Here is a 20,532-nt window from a genome sequence, read left to right on the forward strand (position 1 = left end):
GAATCCCCGTAGGGACGCCAAATTCTAAAAAGCCACTGCATAATGACAGTGGTTTTTTTCTTATCTAGACAATAAGAAAGCTGATCATCAACCAGCTTTCCATAATTTTAATTTAATTCGCGATTCCAACTTGGACTTCAAGACGACCTGATTGAACTCGCAAACCTTTTATTTCGAACTGATCTACCAATTGCTGTACAAGCTCACGGCTTTCTCTCAAAATATTAAGTCCCGGTAAAATACTAAAGTCGGTTAAGTTTAAAAGCTTCTCGACCATCCATGAACGGTTATTAATGAAGTCAATAAATCCGGCCTGTTCAAGGTCAATAAACCACATACGGTGACCATCACGCTGAATGCCTGGAATATCACGAATCAAATGATTAATCAGTGATGGTATAGGCAACATGTTAATCACTTCAAAACCAACTCGTCCAATTCGACGCACAGCCCAATTCGACAAAGTTCCCCCATGACGAATTTGCACATCTAAACTTTCATCCATTTGGCGTAAGCGTAAAAATTTTTCTTGCCCAATTCGACATTCCAACACACGGAAATCTAAACTAAGCCGATATATGAAACGGTGATAGTGTCCATCTATTTCAACCTGAAATCGATCATTGCCACATTGAACTTTAATATCATCAATTTCTGAACGATCTATTCGTTTACGAATTTGACTGTTTAACAGCATTTCAGGCAAATATAAATTCAGCGTACTTTTACCTAAAAAGGTACGTGCCATGATTAAGGCAACTTGCCGTGCAGTTTCGCTCGTTTCAGACACCATGTCTCTAACAGTTCCAGCTGCCAGATTGGTCATGCCAACAACCCCTCGCTTTGTATGAGTTGTTACATGGTCTAAAGCATCTAAAGCTGCATCTGCTACCTCTGCAAGATTACGTGTCGTATCACTAGCAAAGCCAACTGCATCATGAGCATGTTGCAAGGTCTTATGCAGCAATCGGCGTGAGAATGACAGTTTTATAGGGTCAGGGGCCCCTGAAACTGTTGATGTCGTTATAGGCTCCGACTTATTGTCATCTTCTTGACCCAAGTCCCTCTCCTTTTTATATTTCTTTCGCATCCTATTAATCAGCTTTTCAGCTCATTTCCAGTGTTGAACACACTTGGTTTTTATCTAGATTAGCATGCTCTACAGTATTATTTTAACTTTTATGTGTACGCATAAATCATCATTTTTTTATATATGCTTGTTTCAAAAAAGTATTTTATATCTCTTTTTCACATCACTTTTCTAAAGCCCTACAAATTTTTTCCTTTCTCTGCATTTCCGTTAGAATAGATTCAAATTTAATGTGGAGCTGTCATGCAATATCGTTGCCCTCAATGTCAAAGTGTTAAAATTATGCCTGTAAGCCAAGGTGTTAACAGTGCCAAGCCTATTGTGCCTAAGAGCTTAGTGATTTTAGTTCCTGCCATTTTTGTACTATTACTTTTGGTAGTGATTAGTATTTTTATGTGGATTTTTGGCAATGGTGCAGGCACTTCTCTACAAATTGCAACGGTCGTTGTTTTTGTTGTGACTTTAGGGGCAGGTTTTATGTTCTGGCGTGATCTGCCGGACTTTAAATTGTCTATGCAAGCATTTATGCAGTCACAAAAATACTGGAAATGTCGTGACTGCAATCACGAATGGGAAATTTAAAAAAGTATTCACATCAGCTTAGTGCTGATGTGAATGTTCTTTGTCAGTCTCATCATGTTCATGTGAAGCATGTTGAGCAATATGCTGGCAATTGATCTCGGCATCATCTTCAATTTGCAATGTCACTTCGCCAATACCATGCTCATGGGAAAGCATTTCAACAGCATCTTGATAGAGCTTAGTACGGTCAGCGTCAGGTGCAAATAAATGCACGGTTAAATGGATGTTTTTAGAAGTAATTGCCCATACCTTGAGTTGGTGAATACTTTCAACACCATTTAAAGACAGTAAATCAGCACGTAACTTTTCGATATCGACTTCTTCGGGTACACCTTCGAGCAAAATATTGATACTTTGTTTAAGTAAAACCCATGTTCTTGGTAATACCCAAAAACCAATCAATACCGCAATAATCGTATCGACCCAGTACCAGTTGGTGAAATAAATAACAACTGCACCAATAATAACGCCAACCGAGCCTAGCGCATCACTCAAAACCTCTAAATAAGCACCTTTCACATTTAAGCTGTTATTGGCACTCGACATAAGGATTTTCATTGAGATGAGGTTAATCACCAAACCAATGGTTGCTACAATGAGCATGCCCACACTTTGAATTTCAGGTGGCTTAGAGAAGCGGATATAAGCTTCATATAAAATATAAATCGCCACCACGAAAAGCATAAGCGCATTAAATAATGCAGCCAGAATTTCAAAGCGCTGATAACCAAAAGTACGTTTATTATCGGCTGGGCGCTTCGCAATCTGAATTGCAACCAAAGCAATTGCCAGAGCAGCAGCATCAGTAAACATATGCGCGGCATCGGAGAGTAATGCCAAACTTTGCGTGATTAAACCAGCTACGACTTCAACAATTAAAAATGTTGAAGTCAGTGCCAAAGCAATCATTAATTTCTTAGCATTACCTTCAGTCACTACAGCATGACTATGATCATGACCATGTTGTCCACCCATTTTGCGGACTCCTTATTATTTATCTTTATGGAGAGGTAAAAGTAACGATAGATACATTTTACTTTTACCTCTTTCAAACACTTTTTTGAATTGACGCTGTCATCAAAAAAGATATCTCAAAACGATGACATTATGAATGCTCAGCGCTTTTTGCTTTGCTTTCATTCATCCATCGGTAAATCACTGGTAATAAAACCAAAGTTAATATCGTAGATGAAATAATGCCACCAATTACAACCGTTGCCAAAGGTCGTTGTACTTCTGCTCCGGTTCCTGTCGCTAAGGCCATCGGAATGAAACCAAGTGAAGCTACGAATGCTGTCATTAATACTGGACGTAATCGTAATACCGCTCCTTTCCAAGTTGCCGCATGAACATCTAAAGTTGTTCTTAGCTCTTTAATAAATGTGAGCATGACCAGACCATTCAATACAGCAACACCCGATAAAGCGATGAACCCGACCCCAGCAGACATGGAAAGTGGAATATCCCTCAACCATAAAGCTACTAGTCCACCGGATAAAGCGAAAGGAACACCACTAAATACCAGTAAGCTATCTTTAAAATTGCTAAATACAGCCATCAGCAACACAAAGATCATGATGAGTGCCATAGGTACGACGATTTGCATTCTTGCAGTAGCAGAAGCAAGATTTTCAAACTGTCCGCCATAGCCTAACCAATAACCACTAGGTAGCTTTTGCTGTGATAGCTTGCCTTGCATTTCTTGTACAAAAGACCCAAGGTCCCGATCACGCACATTTGCTGTCACAACAACACGGCGTTTACCATTTTCACGACTTACTTGAGCAAGACCTAAAATATTCTCAACCTTTGCGACGTCTTGTAACTGAATCAGACCTCCATTTGGTAAGCGAATTGGTAATTGTGCGAGCTGTTGAGGTGTACGCATGTTTTCCTGTAGGCGGATCACAAAATCGAAACGTCTATCACCCTGTAAAATTTGTCCTACACTCTGCCCACCAATGCTGGCAGCGACAATATCCTGAATCGATTTAACTGATAATCCGTATTGGGCAGCCAATGCGTGATCAACATCTACATTCAGTAATGGCAAACCGTCAGTCTGTTCAACTTTGACTTCACTAGCACCTTGAATACTACGTAATTGTTGAGCTATTTTCTCTGCTTCCTGATTGAGGACCTGCATATCGTCCCCAAAAACTTTCACGCCAATATCACTACGTACACCTGAAATAAGCTCATTAAAACGTAGTTCAATTGGTTGTGAGAATTCACTGTTATTACCAGGAATCTGGTTCACGAATTGCAGCATTCTGGCACGCAATTCATCTATTGTTTCTTTAGGGTTTGGCCACTGATCGTGTGGTTTTAATAGCACGATACCATCAGAAATATTAGGAGGCATCACATCCGTAGCAACCTCGGCCGTTCCTGTTCTTGCAAAAATGGCTTTAATTTCGGGAAAAGCTTTCAATAACTGCTTTTCCACATTCTCCTGAATCTTAAGTGATTCCTCGATACCAGTACTCGGTGCACGCATGAGTTGCAATGCAAAATCACCTTCACTTAACTGAGGCGCGAACTCACTTCCTACTCTTGTTGCAACTGCACTTGTTAAAATCAAGATGCTGACCGCTGCTGTGACAACAACATATCGGAAGGCATATGCTTTATCGAGTAAGCCTGCATAACCTTTTTTCAAGGTCATCATCCAACGGCTTTCTTTTTCCTTCACTTCACCCGTAACAAACAAAGCGACAGCTGCCGGCACAAAGGTCACAGATAAAATAATTGCTCCCAATAGCGCTAGGACAACGGTCATTGCCATAGGATGGAACATTTTTGCTTCTACGCCTGTCAGAGCAAAAATTGGTAGGTACACGACCATAATGATGATCTGACCAAATATTAGTGGGCGTCGTGCCTGTTTAGCTGCAAGGAAGACCTCTGTAAAACGTTCTGAACGTGTTAATAAACGACCTTTTAAATGCTGTGCTTCAGCTAAACGCCGAATACAGTTTTCAACAATAACAACTGCCCCATCCACAATGATCCCGAAGTCTAAAGCTCCTAAGCTCATGAGGTTAGCACTGATTTTTTGTTCTGCCATACCCGTTAAGGTAAAAAGCATTGCCAAGGGAATAATACAAGCGGTGATTAAAGCAGCGCGAAAGTTTCCTAAAAAAATGAAAAGGATAACAATGACTAAAATCGCCCCTTCAATCAAATTTTTGGCTACCGTTTTAATCGCTTTATCTACGAGACTACTACGATCATAGACTGTTTCAATCACAACACCCTGTGGGAGTGATTTTTGAATTTCTTGAACTTTCTGATCAATCGCTTTAGCAATGGTTTTACTGTTTTCACCCATCATCATCATGGCGATACCTAAAACAGTTTCCTGTCCATTATAGGTAGCACCACCAGTACGCAAGTCATGACCAATCGATACTGAAGCCACATCAGCAACCCGTATAGGTAAACCGTTTTTAGTTGCGACCGTAACATTCTGAATGTCTTGTATCGACGTCAGCATACCCGGAACACGAACTGTGAGTTGCTGACCATTCTCTTCAATAAATCCAGCACCGCGGTTTTCATTGTTATTTTGAAGCGCATCCTGTAAGTCAGTGAGTGGAATCTGCAACTGCTGTAACCGCGTCAGATCTGGTGAAACCACATAGGTTTTGTTATATCCACCAATACTATTAACCTCGGCTACCCCTTGTACGCGTTGTAACTGAGGACGAATAATCCAGTCTTGAATTTCACGTAGATCCATCGCGCTATAGGCTGAACCATCTGCTTTTTTGGCATTTGGCTCTGCTTTTACCACCCATTGATAAATCTCACCCAGTCCAGTTGAAATTGGAGACATTTGTGGGTCAATGCTATCGGGTAAAGCACTCTTAGCTTCTTGTAAACGCTGGTTAATTAACTGTCTTGCCCAGTAAATGTCGGTACCATCTTTAAAGATAATCGTGACCTGAGAAAGACCATATCTGGAAATTGAACGCGTCTGCTCCAGATTTGGAATGCCGGACATGGCATTTTCAATCGGATAAGTAATCCTTTGCTCAACTTCTGGTGCTGTAAAACCATTTGCCTGACTATTGATTTGTACCTGTACATTGGTGATATCCGGCACGGCATCAATTGAAAGTTTTTGGTAGCTATAAATTCCGACACCAATCCAAGCAATGACAAACATCATGACCCAGATAGCATTTTTAATTGAAAACTGAATGATCCGATCAAACAAACCTTCAGCCTCTGGCAAATCAGGTTTATTAATGTCCATGCTCAGCCTCCCCTTTTTCTAGTTCGGACTTGAGCAAGAAACTACCTTGAGTTACATATTGTTGTTTTTCAGTAATTCCGGATTTAACCTCGACCCATTCTGCATCTGAAGAATAATTGCCTAACTCTACGGCAACTGGAGCGAAATGAATTTTGTCTTTCTCCTGTTTTGCAACAAAGACCACATTCTTCCCATCAATCTGTTGTACCGCTGCCTTGTTAACCCGTAATACCGTCGCTGCATTATTTTGTTTCAGTAACACGTTGACCATTAAGTTAGGACGTAATTCTTTTGAAGGTGTCAGCACCTTGGCACGAACCTGTAATCGACCAGTTTGACTATCCGCTTCTGAAGTTAAACTTTGTACCTGCGCTTTGAAAATATTGTTCGTTTGCAGTGATTTAAATTCAATTTCCTGATTAGGCTGAATATTGGTATTTGTACTTGGTAACACAAACTCAACCCATAGCTGATCTAGGCGATCAATCACAAATAATTGTTTTTCAGGGCCAATTTGCTCACCAATAACGATATCTTTATTACTAATTACACCACTTAAAGGCGCCGTTAAAACATATCGACCGCTACTTGAACGATTCGCTCCCAAGGCACTTAAACGGCTATTTGCAGCTTGTACCTGAATTTGTGCCTGACGATAAGCATTGTAAGCACGCTGATAATCTTGACGTGCTGAAACACCTTGTTCCCACAATTGCTTTTCACGTTGATAATCTTGCTGAGCTAATGTGAGTGCTTCTTGTGCCATGCTTAAGTTAGCTTGTTGATCGACCAAATCTGGTACAAATAAAGTCGCAAGCGCCTGACCCTTTTCAACTTGTTGTCCCAGCGCAACATTTACACTATCCACTCGTGCAGAAAAAGTAGAAGAGACATGTGCTTGCTGGTCTGTATTTACGACAAGTTTGGCAGGATAAGAGAGGCTCTGCTCAACCTCCCCACGCCCTACTTGCTCTAACTTCACACCATATTCAACCAGTTGCTTAGAAGTCAGATTTAAACTTCCTTCCTCTTTTTCAGACTCACTATGGCCTGCTTCACCTTCTGTATGTCCTTCTTCACTTTTCTCAGTATTAGGCTGTTTTTTCCCTGAGAAAAATAACCAAGCACTTATAACAAGACAGACTATCAGGAGCAAAATAGCAATAAGCCATTGGTTTTTCATTTTTTTAACTGACATTACTCTGCCCCTCCAACTGTCGGCAACTTATAAGTGTCTTGCCATAAATTTTGATTAATTTGATTTAATGCATCTCCAGCCATCACCATATTAGGATCGATCCCGAGAGCTAAACTTTCTGCCTCGATTGCTTTTTGCCAAGCAGATTTAAGTAGTTGAACTTTTTTCAACCGTTGTTCTTGTAATTGCAAGGTAGATTGCTGAACATCAGTAATTGCAAATTTACCGACTTTGAAACCAAGCAACATTTTCTCCTGTACCGTTTCTGATAAAGGAATCTGCTGTTCATTCATCAAGTTATATTGCTGCTTTAAACCAGCCAACTCGTACTGTAAGGTGCGTATAGAATCTAAGCTTTGCTTTTTATAAAAACTTTGCTGCTGGGCAATTAAGTCAAGTTTGCTTTGAGCAATTTTCAAGGCATATTGTTGACGATTAAAAATGTTTAAGGGAACTGCAATACCTACTCGAATCTGATTTTCAGTACTATTTGTATCTGCAGTTTTACTACGAACCACACCCATATTTACCGTAGGCGTAGGGCGATTTTTTGCTTTTAAATAATTAATTTCAGAATTTTGCTGTATTGCTTGAAGCCGCATGGACTGTTCTAACAAATTCTGTTTTAAGTATTGATCGATATCACCTTCATTTTTTAAAGGCCACGCACTTTTGATATCTGGACGTAACGTGAAGTTATCTTCCGTCTCACCCCATAAGTTCGCCAGTTTTCGTTTGGCACTACTCAGTGATAATTCAACTTCTTGATATAAACGCTGATTTTCAACATGCGTCATTAAAGTCCGGTCTAAATCAACCTGAGCAATACTGCCTGCTTGAAAGCGTAAACGCGTAGCATCAAGAAAGTTTTGACTTGTTCTTAACTGAGCTTTTGCAACCTCATGTTGAAGCTCTAAAATTGATACTTGTGACCATAAATATTTAACAGCCAGCTTCAGCTGAGCCTCATATAAAACCTGATTTAACTCAACTTGATTTTGCTGGACAGTTGCTAGTTTTTTTGCCGCGGAGCGTACACCAAAAATATCTAGCTTTTGGGAGATACCAAGTTCAAGCTCCTGATCTTTTCCAGAGTTAAAACCCGTTTGCTGTACTGAAACAGTAGGATTTTCCCATAGCTGGCTCTGCTTGATATTACTGTCTGCAATATCTTGTTGAGCTTGCCAAATTCCTGTTTGAGTCTGAAACTGCTTAACCTGATCAAGTACTTGGTCGAACGTTAAAACATTCTGTACGCGCTGCGCTTGAGTGTTCTCAGCAAGATTTTGATTTGAACTAGCAGCAGTTGTTATCACACTAGCTGAAAGTGCAACAGCAACAACTAATGATTTAAGTACCCAAGATGAACTCAGACTAACGAAACGTTTTTCGTATAAAAAAATAGACATAAAATAACCCTATGAAATAAATAATATTTCTGGTGGGCTAATTTTCGGCTACCCCACCTATAGCAGGGTTAAAACAGGAGGCGGATCTTGTTTAGAGATATGAGGGGACTTATAAGAATTGGACCAATAGTATTGTTGTTTGAGCTCAGATGATCGCATTAACGGTGAAACAATTTTTTCTTGCGCTTCTACAATCACAACATGAAAACATGAAGGTAAATGATCATGATGATCAGACAAGTTCAAAGGAGCTTTGTGAGTGGTCCCTGCGACGTCAGTCTTTTCAGTATGGCTATGCTGTGAAATTTCATAATTCAACGCTGCATGATGACCAAAATGATGCAATGCTTTTTCCTGATTTTCATGGGCGCAGAATGCCGCTGCCACATTCCATAAACTTTGGAATATGAGCAAACAGAACAAGACGGACATGAAAAGTGCAGAACGTGGCAACAGCACACCATTAAACTAAAAAGTTGAACAAGGGCACTATAGCAGGCTCATCGCATGTAATAAAATTACATCTCTGAAGGCCAACATAGAAACAATACCGAATAACTTGGATTAAAGATAAATAAGCCATTAAAAATGTTTATCTTTATAGCTAGAAAGCTAATTATTAAATAATTAGCTTTCTGCAAAAATAAAAATTATTTACGTTTACATGTTAAATGATGATTCTTACTTTTTTCTGTTTTAGCTTTTGTTTCTTGCTGAGACTTAATATTCTTTTCGAGGAATATTAATCCTCCATCAGCATGAGCCAAACTCGTTGAAAGAAATAGAACCATCAAAGCCGATTTTATATTTAATTTAATTAACATCATAATCACCTAATCTAAATATTCCGAATGTATTGAAGGAGTTAATCCTTAAATACATATAATTTTTTTGCATGCCTCGATTCATCAATTCAGTACAATCTTCCGATTCTTTGAAAAGCATGCACATTTCACTTTTTACTAGAACCAACTAAATAATGAAGGAAGAACACCATGCGATCGCAGCTCATCAAAAAGTTGGACCAACGCAGCAATCCAGATAAACCAAACGACTTGAGTCAAAAAAATACGAAAGTGCTTTGGTGAGACTTGATAAAAATCTGGTTCTTTAAAATTCTGGAAACTGGGTAAAAAACGGGGAATTGTCTTTACATAATCTGTATATGCTGTTCCATATTTTTCACTTAAAAAAGCTTCTTCTTGGCTTATGACATAATGGTAATAACAGAAGAAATACAGCGTGAATAATATGGGAAAAATGAAAGTCTCAGTAATCAACATGATTCCGAGTCCTCCCAAATAGCTAAACAGATATAGGGGATTCCTACACAAAGAATATGGGCCGTCAGTCACTAACTTGGCATTTTTAAATCCGGAAATGTAAAGACTGCACCATATTCTTCCCATTACTCCGATACCAACAAATAGCCATCCAAAAACCCATAAGATATGTTCTACAAATGCCGCCTGAAAATGCCATTTGCTGAAACTTAAAGCGAGAATAATAGCCAAAACAAAACCAATAACTCTGGAACTCACAGTTCGAACACGGGGGGAAAATAAAATATTCATTTCCATAATCCCCCATCACTGTGAATACTCAGAGACAAGGTAACTGTTTTGTTTAGATGATATTTCTGTTCTTCAGAAAAATTTGATGGAAACTTATATTCTGCCTTTTGATTAGAATAAAGACGTGAATATCTAAATGAGTAATCCACATAGAGGACTACCGTACCTTGTTTACACATACAATTAACCCTTTGAAATAAATAAATTTCTAGTGGGTTATTTTTCGGCTACCCCACCTATAGCGGGGTTAAAACAGGAGGGGGATTTAAGTCTCCAAGATACGGAGACTGATAAAAATTAGACCAGTAATAGACTTGTGAACGCTCATGTACATATACAACAGGTTCTTGAGCCTGTTTGGCGTTATCAGTCATGACTACATGAAAACATGAAGGTAAATGATCATGATGATCTTGCCAACTTAGTGGAGCATTATCAGAATTTTCTACAATACCAACATGTTCAGTCTGCATATGGTCTGAAGATTGATACACATTTAAATCTGCATGATGACCAAAATGTTGTAATGCTGTTCCCCTATTTTCATGCACACAAAATGCTGCTGCCACATTCCATAAGCTTTGGAATATAAACAAACTAAACAAGACGGACATAAAAACTGTAGAACGTGCCAACGGTACACCATGACGTAAATTGCACAAAGTCACTATAGCAGGCAATCTACATGTAATAAAATTACAGAATCTTGATTTATAGGTTCAGTTCTTGTAAATCAAATTGTTCCTAAATTTTCTTTCGTGGCTAAAAATCTAAAAATTAGGATTTGAAAAAATACTGCCTAATTGTAAAAATTATAAATGCCGCTTTTATATCCTTTCACATCAATTAGTTGCAAAACAGTAAGTTTAGCAAACCACTAATACCTTAAAAGCCGAGCGGATAATTTAAAAACTTTAAGATCGCATTACAGCAAAAAGATGAAATACGTTTAAACGTGTAACACGTATGGCACTTTATTCTTTAGCAATGGCATTTATGTAGTCACAGTAGCACCCTCTCTTATATGATCAGATTTAAGAGGTGACTTTACTAAGTAGAAATTTCCTTAATAGTGAACAACTCGTTCTTAAACTGGTTTTGTTTAAAAAAATTTCTTTTGTTTGATATTTATAAATTTTCTTAAAAATTTTTTTAACTTCATTAAACTTATTTTCTAATTTTAAAAATTCTAGCTTTACTTAGGAACACCGCTATTTCTATTGTAATTTCGCTAAGCGTAAAAACACGTGTAACTTTTATGTAAGCTAAAACCTCATCATTTTTCATCCAAATGCGCTATATCACATTTACAAAATAAAACATAAGATTTCTGTATAAGGGACTAGCTTAAAAGTGTGAGTCAATTCAATCAAATTGAGGAACAAGGGGAGACTATCATGGATATGAAAACAATCAAACATGGGCTTAATCACTTGTTTGCCTTTGAAAACTTACCCACCGATATGCATTCGCAAGCTGAGGATGAAATTGAGCAAGGCTTACGTTTTGAAGAGTTAGCCCTACAAGATCATGAGCGTATGCAAAATTGGTTAGATATTACCCCAAATGACCGCAATGCAATGTGGTGTTATCTTCGTGCAGCTTTAAGAGGTAACGCCGATGCTTCCTTTAAACTGGGTATTGGCTATTTAAACGGTCAATTTGGTTTAGATAAAAACTACACTGAAGCTGAAAAGTGGTTAAACAAAGCAGCAAGCCAAGGTCATCCCGACGCTGAACGCTGCCTACAAGAAGCCTTTAGTAAACTCGCCTTCTAATAAAAAAACCAGCCCTTAGGCTGGTTTTTCATTTACGGATAATTAACCCGTAATCTTTTTGTATTTCGTACGTTTTTGAGATGCATCTTCGCCTAAACGTGACTGACGGTAAGCTTCATATTCTGCATAGTTACCAGTGTAGAATTCTGGCTGTTCGTTCTCAAATGACAAGATGTGCGTTGCAATACGGTCAAGGAACCAACGGTCATGCGATACCACCATTACCGTGCCTGGGAACACAAGAATTGCATCCTCAAGCGCACGTAAAGTTTCAATATCCAAGTCGTTCGATGGCTCATCCAGTAAGATCACGTTTGCGCCCATCTGTAAGATCTTCGCAAGTTGTAAACGGTTACGTTCACCACCAGACAATTCACCTACACGTTTTTGCTGATCTTGGCCTTTAAAGTTAAAGCGACCAATATAAGCACGTGATGCGATTTCGTAATCACCAATTTTTAGGATATCTAAACCGCCAGAAACTTCTTCCCAAACCGTTTTATTGTTATCCAAGGTGTCACGAATCTGACCTACGTAAGCCACTTTAACCGACTCACCTAAAGTCACAGTACCTGTATCCGGTTGCTGTTCGCCAGTCATCATACGGAATAAAGTGGTTTTACCCGCACCGTTTGGACCAACGATACCCACAATAGCTGTTGGAGGTACGGTAAACGTTAAGTTTTCGTACAACAAGCGACCATCGAATGATTTGCTGATGCCTTCCACTTCCACAACTTTATTACCCAAACGCGGGCCAGGTGGAATATAGATTTCAGACGTTTCATTACGTTGTTGGAATTCTTTAGAGTTAAGCTCTTCAAAACGTTCCATACGTGCTTTGTTTTTCTTTTGCTGACCCTTCGCATTTGAACGAACCCATTCAAGTTCTTTTTTCAATGCTTTAGCAAAAGATTCTTCTTGTTTCTGCTCTTGTTCTAAACGAGCATTTTTCTGTTCTAACCAAGAAGAGTAGTTACCTTGGTAAGGAATACCATGCCCACGGTCAAGCTCCAAGATCCACTCGGCAACGTTATCAAGGAAATAACGGTCATGCGTAATCGCAACGATTGTGCCAGGGAAATCTTTCAAGAAACGCTCTAACCAAGATACAGACTCTGCATCCAAATGGTTCGTCGGTTCGTCAAGAAGAAGCATGTCCGGCTTAGAAAGCAATAAACGACAAAGCGCTACACGACGACGTTCACCACCTGAAAGTAATGTTACATCTGCATCCCAAGCTGGAAGGTTCAAGGCATCTGCCGCGATTTCAAGCTGGTTATTTAGGTTGTGCGCATCCCAAGCATGGATAATTGATTCTAATTTTTCCTGCTCTTTTGCAAGCGCATCAAAATCTGCATCTGGGTCTGCATATTCTGCAAATACCTGATCTAGACGTTCTAAAGCATCTAAAGCTTCACGTACGCCATCTTCAACGTTACCACGAACGTCTTTAGTTGGATCAAGTGGCGGCTCTTGCTCTAAATAGCCGATTTTAATTCCAGGTTGTGCACGAGCTTCACCTGAGAAATCTTTATCTACGCCAGCCATAATACGAAGCAAGGTAGATTTACCCGCACCGTTCAAACCGAGAACACCAATTTTGGCACCCGGGAAAAATGATAAAGAGATGTCTTTTAAGATTTCGCGCTTTGGCGGAACCATCTTAGACACTCGGTTCATCGTATAAATATATTGGGCCACGCAGGACTCCTCAATTGAAAAACCAACAGATCGCAATGAGCGAAAAATAGTAGCTATTATATGCTGAACGCGGCAAAAAAATAAGGCGTGATTGAGTTTAATCGGTTTTTATGACTGATAAATGTCGTCAAAATTGTTTCCTGATATAAAAAATGCATGACCTTGAATCATGCATTTTTCACTTATCAGAATGCGGAGAGTTGAACTGATTTACATAGATTTATTTAATGAAATTATTGACTAATAAGTTTTTAACATCATCTACCCGACCCGACATTAATGCTTTAATTGCATAGAGTGAGGTTGATGAAACCTGATTCAGGTTAGGATCTGGCGGCATTACCAGTTCCATCGGATTGGTATGAACATCGAGTAAAGCTGGGCCATCATGTTTTAAAAAACTCTCAACTGCCTGCTCCAATCCGTCGCCATGCTTTATTGTTTGCCCATGTAACCCAATAACATTGGCAAGTTGACCAAAATCAGGATTGAGCAAATCAGTATAATGGTCAAGCAACCCTTCAACTTTTTGTTCAAGCTCTACAAAATTCAACGAACTATTGTTAAATACCACAATCTTGATGGGTAATTTTTCCTGAATTGTAGTGAGCAGGTCTCCCAGTAACATGGCTAAGCCACCATCTCCGCACAATGCAATAATCTGGCGATTCGGGAATGCTTTTTGTGCTCCAAGTGCTTGTGGCATGGCATTGGCCATAGTGCCATGTAATAAGCTGGTAAAGGTTCGACGTTTACCATTGACGTCAATATGTCTTAATACCCATACCATCGGTGAACCACCATCTCCGAAGAAAATTGCATCCTGATCTGCATAGCGGTTAAGTAGCGAAACTAGATATTGTGGATGGATCAGCCCATCTTTACCTACCCGTTCTTCGTTATGACGTGTTTCATCACTCTGATGTTTCAGCGCAAGACAATGATCTAGAAAGTCACGCTCATGACGTGTTTCAAGTAGTGGCAATAAAGCATCGAGCGTCGATGAAATTTTACCCACGGCACCCAATGTAATTGGATGGCGTCGCCCCAAATGAGTCGGATCAATATCAATTTGCAAGATTCTGGCATGACTTGGATAGTACTGTGCCCATGCAAAATCGGCACCCAGTAAAATTAGTAAATCACAATCCATAAGGGTGTGATAACCCGCTTTATTACCAAAAATACCTGTCATACCCATATTGTATGGATTGTCATATTCGACAAAATCTTTGGCACGGGAAGTATGTGCTACGGGAGCTTTTAACTTCTCTGCAAAAGCCACCAGTTGGTCATGCGCACCCTCACATCCTGCCCCTGCATAAATTCCAATTTTTTGATGCTGTGAAATCAGATCAACAATCTGTTTGAGCTCAGATTTACTCGGCAAAATATCGGGATCTGTTTGGCGTGGTACAAAAGGTAGACCTGCTTCAGCTGACGCTTCACTGATATTCGCAGGAACAATGACTACGGCGACACCACGCTTGGTCAGTGCAGCCTGACAAGCCATACTCATAATATGTCTGGCTTGTGAAGGTTGGGTTATTTCTTCACAGAAAACCGAATTTTTGGCATAAACCGATTTAAAATCGACATATTGTGGAAAGTCGATAAATCCGGCCATCTCGGTGGAAATCTGGCTTGCAATCAAAATGACTGGGGCACGATTACGATGCGATTCATACAAACCATTAATAAAGTGCAGACTCCCTGGCCCACAAGATCCTGCACATGCCGTTAAGTGACCACTGAGTAAAGCATCCGTACCTGCTGCAAAGCCACCAACCTCTTCGTGGCGCACATGAATCCATTCAATTTTACTCTTAGACATGGAGTCGGTGACATGGTTTAAGGTATCACCCACAATACCGTAGCAACGTTGAACATCTGCTTGCTCCAGCACCTCAATGATAATGTCAGATACTTTTTGAGTACTCATTACTTCACTTCTCCAGCTTTTTTATCATGAATTGAATTACTTTTGCTTTTTATAGTGTTCTTGCAAGGTTCAGACTGCCAGTAAGTTTTTGTGGCGTTCTCTCAACATCATGTAAATTCAATTTAGTGATCTGGAAAAATTAAACTAAGTTCTTTTATGCCTAAAACTGCTGAACTTTACATAAAAATATCTAAATCATGCATAAAGAGTATGCTAAAAAATCTGGATTATTCTTTGACCACTTCGATGATAACAATGTCACATACATACCGAGACGAAACCTTAGCCATTCACGCAGGCTACACTCCTGAAGCAACAACCAAAGCTGTCGCGGTTCCTATTTATCAAACTACCTCTTATGCATTTGATAACACACAGCATGGTGCAGACCTTTTCGACTTAAAAGTACAAGGTAATATTTATACTCGTATTATGAACCCCACCACTGCTGTACTTGAGCAACGCCTTGCTGCACTCGAAGGAGGCATTGGTGCTTTAGCTTTAGCATCTGGAATGGCAGCCATTACTTATGCCATTCAGACCATTACTGAAGCTGGAGATAATATTGCTTCTGTCTCAACTTTATATGGCGGTACATATAATTTATTTGCCCATACACTACCAAAACAAGGAATTGAAGTTCGCTTTTTTGATTATCAAAAACCTGAAAGCTTGCGTAATTTAATTGATGATAAAACTAAACTTGTTTTTGTTGAGTCAATTGGTAACCCGCTCGGCAATATCATTGATCTAGAAGCAATTTCAAAAATCGCCCATGAATATGGTGTACCTGTCGTTGTCGATAACACAGTTGCCACCCCTGCTTTATTAAAACCATTTCAATATGGGGCTGATATCGTTATCCATTCGCTTACTAAATATATTGGTGGCCATGGTAATAGTATTGGCGGTGCAATTGTCGATAGCGGCAAATTTCCTTGGGGTAAATATCCAGAGCGTTTTAAGGTTTTGAATACACCAGACCCAAGTTATCACGGGGTTAATTATGTCGAAGCTTTAGGTGAGGCTGCCTATATAGCACGAGCTCGTGTAGTGCCATTACGCAATACAGGGGCTGCGATTAGCCCGCTCAGTGTTTTCTTAATTTTACAGGGTCTAGAAACGCTTAATTTAAGGATGGAACGCCATACTGAAAATGCACAGAAAGTCGCGGAATATTTGCAAAATCATCCAAAAGTAAAATGGGTCAATTACGCAGGCTTAAAAGATCATCCACAACACCAACTTGCGCAAAAATATTTAAAGGGTAAACCTTCTGCAATTTTATCCTTTGGTGTTCAAGATGGTCGTGAAGGGGGTACTCGCTTCATTGACGCACTACAGCTATTTACTCGTCTTGTGAATATTGGTGATGCGAAAAGTCTGGCGTGTCATCCTGCAACCACAACTCACCGCCAGCTCAATGAACAAGAATTAAAAGCTGCCGGCGTAAGTGAAGATATGGTTCGTCTTTCTATCGGTATTGAACATGTTGATGACCTGATTGCCGACTTAGAACAAGCACTTTCATCTGTATAATTTTTAAACTAATAAATAAGCCTCTGGAATATAGAGGCTTTTTTATTTTCATTTGATTTAACCCTTCACAATAATTAATGGATTAGGGTAATAATTTAGAGTTTTTACTCTAAATAAATTGTTAAATTTCATATATTTACATACTAGACAATTTTTATACATCTATTAAGATAGGGCAATATTTAGGAGTTCATCAGGATGAACCAACGGTTGTAAAAAATAAAAATTACATACCGGAATAAATAGCCCCTGCCCCTACTTAGGTAAAATGCTGTGAATAAAAAATTAGAAGCTCTGTTCCAAGAAAAGGTACAAGGTAAAGTCATTTTAGTGACAGGTGCCTCAAGTGGAATCGGTTTAACGGTTTCGAACAAACTTGCTGACGCTGGTGCGCATGTTTTACTGGTTGCCCGTACTCAAGAAACATTAGAAGAAGTGAAAGCAGATATTGAAAGCCGTGGCGGTCAGGCATCAATTTTCCCATGTGATCTTAACGACATGGACATGATTGATCAGGTTTCTAAAGATATTTTAGCTTCTGTTGATCATATTGATATTTTAATCAATAACGCAGGTCGCTCTATTCGTCGTGCTGTTCATGAGTCTTATGATCGTTTCCATGACTTTGAACGTACCATGCAATTAAACTACTTTGGCGCTGTACGAATGGTGCTTAATATTTTGCCTCACATGATTCAACGTAAAGACGGTCAAATTATTAATATTAGTTCAATCGGCGTATTAGCAAATGCAACACGCTTCTCTGCTTATGTCGCTTCTAAAGCTGCGCTTGATGCATTTAGTCGCTGTCTTTCTGCCGAAGTTCATGCGCATAAAATTGCGATCACATCAATTTATATGCCTTTAGTGCGTACCCCAATGATCGCACCAACCAAAATTTATAAATACGTACCAACCCTTTCACCTGAACAAGCAGCTGACTTAATTGCTTATGCAATTGTGAAACGTCCGAAACGTATTGCGACGAACTTAGGTCGTTTGGCATCTATGACATATTCAGTCGCGCCGGGCATCAACAACATGTTTATGTCGATTGGTTTCCGCCTGTTCCCAAGTTCTGATGCAGCAAAAGGTCAAAAAGCTGAGAAATTGAACTGGGCACAAAAAGCTTATGCACGAATTTTCCCAGGTGAGCATTGGTAATTTGGCATATTAAGATGAGTTAAAAATAAAAAAGCGCTTCTTAAGAAGCGCTTTTTTATTTAGGCTTGTTTACGCATCTAAAAATTCAACATGCCCTGTTTTAACATCGTAAATCGCACCAATAATTGCAATCTCACCACGGTCTAGCAAGTCTTTAAGTACTTTACTGTTATTAATAATATATTGGATGTTGTAGTGAACATTCATGGCTGTCACCTGATTAATAAAAGCTTTGTTTAACTCACGCGGTTGCATAATGTCATATACGCTTTCTACCGAACGCATGAGTGGTCCAAGCACATATTGAATATGCGGCATTTCTTTGACATCAGAGACTTGTTTTTGCTGTAAGCGTAGCTGACATGCACTGGTCACTGCTCCGCAGTCGGTATGACCTAAAACTAAAATGACTTTAGAACCTTTGGCCTGACAGGCAAACTCAAGTGAACCTAGTACTTTTTGACCTGCGATATTACCGGCAATCCTTAAACTAAATAGATCACCAATACCCACATCAAAAATCATTTCAGTGGGTGCACGAGAATCCATACATCCCAAAACAGCAGCAATCGGGTGTTGACCTTCATCTGCGGTGACACGGATTTGACGGTAAATATCACGTTGTAAACGTTCATTTTTTACGAAGCGTTCATTACCTTCTTTAAGTAAAGTAACCACCTGCTGCGGACTTAATTTACGCTGTAAATCTCTAGTACTAATATAGATATCAAGAACTGCATCATCTACTTCTTCATAGTGCTGTTTAAATCCTATAAGCTTCAAGTCAACCTGACGCTTAACTGCCGTTTCATTTTGATAATCTTGAATGACCTGATAAATATCTGGATCAATCGAATCGCATTGAGTCGCATCAATAATCAACTGCTGATCTTTATGAACATGTTCCAATGCAGAAATGAGCGCTGAACGATTAAGAAAAGTCACTTGTGATGGAAGCTCAATACGGGTCACGATTCCGTGTAAATGCTTTTCTTTATAAACACGAACGCCTTTATTGAAGTTGCCATATAAAATAAACGCACTACTGGTAAATAGACCCACCAAAATTCCGGTTAATAAGTCTGTCAGCAAGATTGCAACAAGGGTGATAATGAAAGGTAAAAACTGTTTCCAGCCTTTTTGATAAAGCTGTTTAAATAGCTTTGGATGAGTCAGTTTAAAACCAGTCACAATTAAAATCGCTGCGAGTGCAGACAATGGAATCATGTTCATGAGTTGAACAAAGAATAAAACTGCTAGTAGCAATAATATGCCGTGAATGATCGTTGAATATTTACTACGTGCGCCTGTATTTGCATTTACAGAACTACGGACAATGACCGAAGTCACTGGCATTCCGCCAATTAAACCTGAAACAATATTACCCGCACCTTGTGCCCACAGTTCACGATTAGGTGGAGATGAACGCTTTTGAGGGTCAAGTTTGTCTGCGGCTTCTAAGTTTAGTAATGTCTCTAAAGACGCCACAATCGCGAGTGTAATTGCTCCGGTATAAATTAATGGTTCAGCCAGATAGCTAAAGTCTGGAAAAACTAATACCTCTTGCGGCGCTTGTAATATGTTTGGTAGTTGAATCAAATTATTGCTTTGCACAGTCCAAGGCGAGCCAATATTCATCAAAACAAAATTTAAAACTGCTGCAATGACCACAGCAATTAAAGCCGAAGGTATGGCTAACTTTTTAAGTGGACTGCTATCCCAAGCTAAAATTAGAAATAAACTCAGTAGCCCAATAAACGCCGCACCCGCATCGAAATGCTGAAGAAAAGTATCGGGTGTGGCAGTCCAAACTTTTTCCCATGAAAAGTCAGTCAACCCAAATAAATACGGCAGCTGCGTCACAATAAGAATGGCCCCAATAGCAGCCAATAATCCTAAAATGACATTGTTTGGAATGAAGTTGGCAAAGAAACCTAACTTAAATATTCCAAATAAAATTTGTAAAATTCCTGCAAATACAATACACAATAAAAAGGCGGCATAATTGCCGCCTAATTGATCTAACTGTACAAGGATGACCGCAGTCAATCCTGCTGCTGGGCCAGAGACACTGATGTGAGAACCACTCAGCAGGCCAACAATAATTCCACCAACAATTCCGGCAATAATGCCAGAAATGATTGGAGCGCCTGAGGCTAAGGCGATACCCAAACATAAGGGTAAGGCCACGAGAAATACGACTACTCCCGAAAGGAGATCGTTTAAATGAAATCTATTTTTCAGTTCTAAAGCCGGCATAAAAACAACCATTTATAATATAAAAAAAC

At 39.4% G+C, this 20,532-nt stretch carries 16 protein-coding genes and 1 pseudogene; 5 read left to right on the forward strand and 12 right to left on the reverse strand.

The annotated features are described in order from the left end of the window. Positions 1-112: 112 nt before the first annotated feature. A complete protein-coding gene (locus B554_RS0113230; protein ID WP_019458432.1) occupies positions 113-1,060 on the reverse strand; it encodes a hypothetical protein in 948 nt (315 codons plus the stop codon). Between the two features lie 273 nt (positions 1,061-1,333). Here B554_RS0113230 and B554_RS0113235 point away from each other — a divergent pair, with 273 nt between their 5' ends. Further along, positions 1,334-1,672 (forward strand): membrane protein, encoded by a 339-nt coding sequence (locus B554_RS0113235; RefSeq protein WP_019458433.1) that lies wholly within the window; start codon positions 1,334-1,336, stop codon positions 1,670-1,672. An 18-nt stretch (positions 1,673-1,690) separates the two neighbouring features. Here B554_RS0113235 and B554_RS0113240 read toward each other — a convergent pair whose 3' ends face one another. The 8 genes from B554_RS0113240 to B554_RS0113280 all read right to left on the reverse strand — a co-directional run bounded on the left by B554_RS0113240 (position 1,691) and on the right by B554_RS0113280 (position 10,752). Continuing rightward, on the reverse strand, positions 1,691-2,647 hold the full coding sequence (locus tag B554_RS0113240; RefSeq protein ID WP_004705149.1) for a cation diffusion facilitator family transporter: 957 nt from the start codon (positions 2,645-2,647) through the stop codon (positions 1,691-1,693). A gap of 130 nt (positions 2,648-2,777) precedes the next feature. After that, entirely contained in the window at positions 2,778-5,936 is a 3,159-nt protein-coding gene (locus tag B554_RS0113245; RefSeq protein ID WP_019458434.1) for an efflux RND transporter permease subunit, read from the reverse strand. Continuing rightward, complete coding sequence (locus B554_RS0113250) at positions 5,926-7,134, reverse strand: efflux RND transporter periplasmic adaptor subunit (protein ID WP_019458435.1); 1,209 nt, start codon at positions 7,132-7,134, stop codon at positions 5,926-5,928. The genes B554_RS0113245 and B554_RS0113250 overlap by 11 nt, the downstream gene beginning before the upstream one ends. Continuing rightward, positions 7,134-8,543, reverse strand: a complete 1,410-nt coding sequence (locus B554_RS0113255; protein ID WP_019458436.1) for a TolC family protein — start codon at positions 8,541-8,543, stop codon at positions 7,134-7,136. The genes B554_RS0113250 and B554_RS0113255 overlap by 1 nt, the downstream gene beginning before the upstream one ends. 57 nt (positions 8,544-8,600) lie before the next feature. Beyond that, entirely contained in the window at positions 8,601-8,996 is a 396-nt protein-coding gene (locus B554_RS0113260) for a cation efflux protein, CzcI-like (RefSeq protein WP_025465216.1), read from the reverse strand. 197 nt (positions 8,997-9,193) lie between these two features. After that, a complete protein-coding gene (locus tag B554_RS18715) occupies positions 9,194-9,367 on the reverse strand; it encodes a hypothetical protein (protein ID WP_019458438.1) in 174 nt (57 codons plus the stop codon). A gap of 138 nt (positions 9,368-9,505) precedes the next feature. Further along, positions 9,506-10,123, reverse strand: a complete 618-nt coding sequence (locus B554_RS0113270; protein WP_019458439.1) for a methyltransferase family protein — start codon at positions 10,121-10,123, stop codon at positions 9,506-9,508. Positions 10,124-10,353: 230 nt separating this feature from the next. Continuing rightward, positions 10,354-10,752 carry a cation efflux protein, CzcI-like gene (locus tag B554_RS0113280; protein ID WP_025465217.1) on the reverse strand — a complete coding sequence of 133 codons (399 nt, stop codon included), beginning with the start codon at positions 10,750-10,752 and terminating at the stop codon, positions 10,354-10,356. A 278-nt stretch (positions 10,753-11,030) separates the two neighbouring features. On the opposite strand from B554_RS0113280, the pseudogene B554_RS19160 reads away from it, so the two are divergent. After that, positions 11,031-11,145, forward strand: a pseudogene (locus tag B554_RS19160) (hypothetical protein); the annotation flags it as partial. A gap of 369 nt (positions 11,146-11,514) precedes the next feature. After that, on the forward strand, positions 11,515-11,895 hold the full coding sequence (locus B554_RS0113290) for a tetratricopeptide repeat protein (RefSeq protein WP_019458442.1): 381 nt from the start codon (positions 11,515-11,517) through the stop codon (positions 11,893-11,895). A 42-nt stretch (positions 11,896-11,937) separates the two neighbouring features. On the opposite strand, the gene ettA is transcribed toward B554_RS0113290, so the two are convergent. Together ettA and B554_RS0113300 are read right to left on the reverse strand one after the other, a co-directional pair. Then, positions 11,938-13,599, reverse strand: coding sequence for an energy-dependent translational throttle protein EttA (gene ettA, locus B554_RS0113295; protein WP_004705132.1), 1,662 nt, complete (start codon positions 13,597-13,599; stop codon positions 11,938-11,940). A gap of 220 nt (positions 13,600-13,819) precedes the next feature. After that, positions 13,820-15,541: a thiamine pyrophosphate-dependent enzyme gene (locus B554_RS0113300; RefSeq protein WP_019458443.1), complete on the reverse strand. Its 1,722-nt coding sequence runs from the start codon at positions 15,539-15,541 to the stop codon at positions 13,820-13,822. A 255-nt stretch (positions 15,542-15,796) separates the two neighbouring features. Between B554_RS0113300 and B554_RS0113305 the strand changes: the two genes are divergently transcribed. After that, entirely contained in the window at positions 15,797-17,080 is a 1,284-nt protein-coding gene (locus B554_RS0113305) for an O-acetylhomoserine aminocarboxypropyltransferase/cysteine synthase family protein (RefSeq protein ID WP_019458444.1), read from the forward strand. A 273-nt stretch (positions 17,081-17,353) separates the two neighbouring features. Then, positions 17,354-18,244 (forward strand): SDR family NAD(P)-dependent oxidoreductase, encoded by an 891-nt coding sequence (locus B554_RS0113310; protein ID WP_004705127.1) that lies wholly within the window; start codon positions 17,354-17,356, stop codon positions 18,242-18,244. A gap of 69 nt (positions 18,245-18,313) precedes the next feature. Here the strand turns inward: B554_RS0113310 and B554_RS0113315 are convergent, their stop codons facing one another. Further along, the gene (locus B554_RS0113315; RefSeq protein ID WP_019458445.1) at positions 18,314-20,503 is read right to left on the reverse strand and encodes a bifunctional SulP family inorganic anion transporter/carbonic anhydrase; all 2,190 of its coding nucleotides are present in this window, start codon (positions 20,501-20,503) and stop codon (positions 18,314-18,316) included. Positions 20,504-20,532 lie beyond the last annotated feature (29 nt).

It is taken from the genome of Acinetobacter sp. GG2 (assembly GCF_000292385.1).
GTDB classification, from domain to species: Bacteria; Pseudomonadota; Gammaproteobacteria; order Pseudomonadales; family Moraxellaceae; genus Acinetobacter; species Acinetobacter seifertii.